Origin of the sequence: Methylobacterium sp. WL116 (assembly GCF_008039455.1) — a bacterium.
GTDB lineage: Bacteria > Pseudomonadota > Alphaproteobacteria > Rhizobiales > Beijerinckiaceae > Methylobacterium.
On record NZ_VRUV01000602.1, the window covers coordinates 1 to 2,526 of the forward strand.

Annotated in this window: 2 protein-coding genes and 1 pseudogene; 1 reads left to right on the forward strand and 2 read right to left on the reverse strand. The window is 72.1% G+C overall.

Annotated features, from left to right (window positions below):
* Both FV223_RS25100 and FV223_RS25105 read right to left on the reverse strand, forming a co-directional pair.
* A pseudogene (locus FV223_RS25100) lies at positions 1–903 on the reverse strand (DNA mismatch repair protein MutS); the annotation flags it as partial.
* A 151-nt stretch (positions 904–1,054) separates the two neighbouring features.
* Positions 1,055–1,345 (reverse strand): hypothetical protein, encoded by a 291-nt coding sequence (locus FV223_RS25105; protein WP_147729502.1) that lies wholly within the window; start codon positions 1,343–1,345, stop codon positions 1,055–1,057.
* A 179-nt stretch (positions 1,346–1,524) separates the two neighbouring features.
* On the opposite strand from FV223_RS25105, the gene FV223_RS25110 reads away from it, so the two are divergent.
* On the forward strand, positions 1,525–2,526 hold a 1,002-nt coding region (locus tag FV223_RS25110), incomplete at its 3' end, for a DEAD/DEAH box helicase (RefSeq protein WP_281407471.1).

Consider the following 2,526-nt stretch of genomic DNA (forward strand, 5'->3'; position numbering starts at 1 on the left):
GCGCTGCTCTACGTCGCGCGCACCCAGCTCGCCGCCCGCGCGCCCCTGAGCGTGCCGACCCGCGAGGAGGCCGGGACGACGCTGGCGATCGACGCGGCGACGCGCGCGAACCTCGAGCTCACGCGCACGCTCTCGGGCGAGCGGGCGGGCAGCCTCCTCGACGCGATCGACCGGACCGTCTCGGCCAACGGCGCGCGACGTAGAGCAGCGCCGCTCCGGCGGCGGCGATCTCGGCGCCTTCACCCGCGTCTCGGCCCAGAGCCGGGCGAGCGCCGGATCGGTGTGGATGGCCTCCGACAGGACGATCTCGCGCGGATCGTGCCGGGCGATCGCGCCGGCGAGGTCGGCGCCCGCAACCTCGCTCAGGGCGAAGCGCCCGGTGGAGATGTCGATCGCCGCGAGCCCGTAGGCGAAGGCCGTGTCCGAGACCTTGCGACGGCCGACCGCCAGCAGCAGGTTGGCGCTGCCCGGATCGAGCAGGCGGTCCTCGGTGATGGTGCCGGGGGTGACGAGGCGCACGACCTCGCGGCGGACCACCGATTTCGGGCCCCGGCGCTTGGCCTCGGCCGGATCCTCGGTCTGCTCGCAGACCGCGACCCGGTGCCCGAGCCCGATCAGCCGGCTGAGGTAGTCGTCGGCGCGCTCCACCGGCACGCCGCACATCGGGATGTCGGCGCCGCCGTGCTTGCCGCGCTTGGTCAGGACGATGCCGAGCGCCCGCGAGGCCGTCTCGGCATCGGAGAAGAACAGCTCGTAGAAGTCGCCCATCCGGTAGAACAGCAGGCAGTCCGGGTTGGCGGCCTTGATCTCGATGTACTGCGCCATCATCGGCGTCGGGCCGGCGACCTCCGCGGTGCCAGATCCGGCGACGTCGGCGAGGTTTCGGGCTGAGCTGCGGGCCATGAGACGGCTCTTAGCAGACGGGTCCGGGTTTGATCAGCGGCCGCCCGCCGGATCGCTGGGGAGAAGGCCGCACGCTGCCGGCGACGCGACGAACGAAGGAAGCCGGCGCCATGGGGCGCCGGCTTCCTCGCATCGCTTCGAGGCGGATCGATCAGTAGCGCGGGCCGCCGACCGTGTTGCCGAGGTTCTGCTGGTAGCCGCGCATCGCCGGGTTGCGCGCATTCGGGTTCCCGTGGCGCATGGTATTGCGGCGGCGCATCATGCGCTCGGCCTTGGTGGAGTGGTGATGACGGTAGTGGCGGCGATAGGCGACCGCGTCGGTCGTGCTGCCGGCGACGATACCGGCCTGCGGCATCGCGGGCGCGGCGGAGACGGAGATCGACCCCAGGCCGAGGCCGCCGAGAAGCAGTCCGGTCGCAAGGGTCAAGGAAAGACGTGTCATCTAGAATTCTCCAGTCCGCGCTCATGCGCTGCCGGGCTATAAGTTCAAGCGCCTCAAGTCGTTCCAGGCATCGGCCGTGGAATCGTTCCGTCGAAGGGGGATTAATTTCTTGGCTAAATCGGGATTGTTCGCGGACTTGAATCGTAACGCCGCCCGATCGTCACGGTAGGACGATCGCGATGCCATCCGCCCCGACGTCTGCTCTGTCCCCGCTCAGCCCCCTGCCGATCGATGCGACGCTTCCCGCCCTGCGCGCGGCGCTGGCATCCTCGAACGCCGCCGTGCTGGTCGCTCCGCCGGGTGCCGGCAAGACGACGCGGGTGCCGCTCGACCTCCTCGACGCGCCCTGGCTCGGCTCCGGCAAGATCATCGTGCTGGAACCGCGCCGTCTCGCTGCGCGTGCCGCGGCCGATCGCATGGCCGGCACCCTGGGCGAGCGCGTCGGCGACACCGTCGGCCTGCGCGTCCGGCTCGGCTCGAAGATCTCGGGCCGCACCCGGATCGAGGTCGTGACCGAGGGGGTCTTCGGCCGCATGATCCTCGACGACCCGGAACTGTCCGGCATCGGCGCGGTGCTGTTCGACGAATTCCACGAGCGCTCGCTCGATGCCGATTTCGGCCTCGCCCTCGCCCTCGACGCGCAGGCCGGCTTGCGCGACGACCTGCGCATCCTGGTCATGTCGGCGACGCTCGACGGCGCCCGCGTCGCGCGCCTGCTCGGCGACGCGCCGGTCGTGGCGTCCGAGGGACGCGCCTTTCCGGTGGAGACCCGCTACGCCGACCGCGATCCGAACCGCCGGATCGAGGACGCGATGACGGACGCGATCCTGCGTGCACTGCGGGCCGATCCGGGTTCGGTCCTGGCCTTCCTGCCGGGCCAGGGCGAGATCCGCCGCGTCGCCGCGGCGCTGGAAGGCCGCGTCGGGCCCGAGGTCGCGGTCGAGCCGCTCTACGGCGCGCTGATGCCGGCCGAGCAGGACCGGGCGGTGTCGCCGGCCGCACCCGGCGCGCGCAAGGTGGTGCTGGCCACCAGCATCGCCGAGACCTCGCTCACGATCGAGGGCGTGCGCATCGTGGTCGATTCCGGCCTCGCGCGGGTGCCGGTCTACGAACCCGGGCTCGGGCTGACCCGGCTGGTGACCGCGCGCGCCTCCCGCGCCTCGGTCGACCAGCGCCGCGGC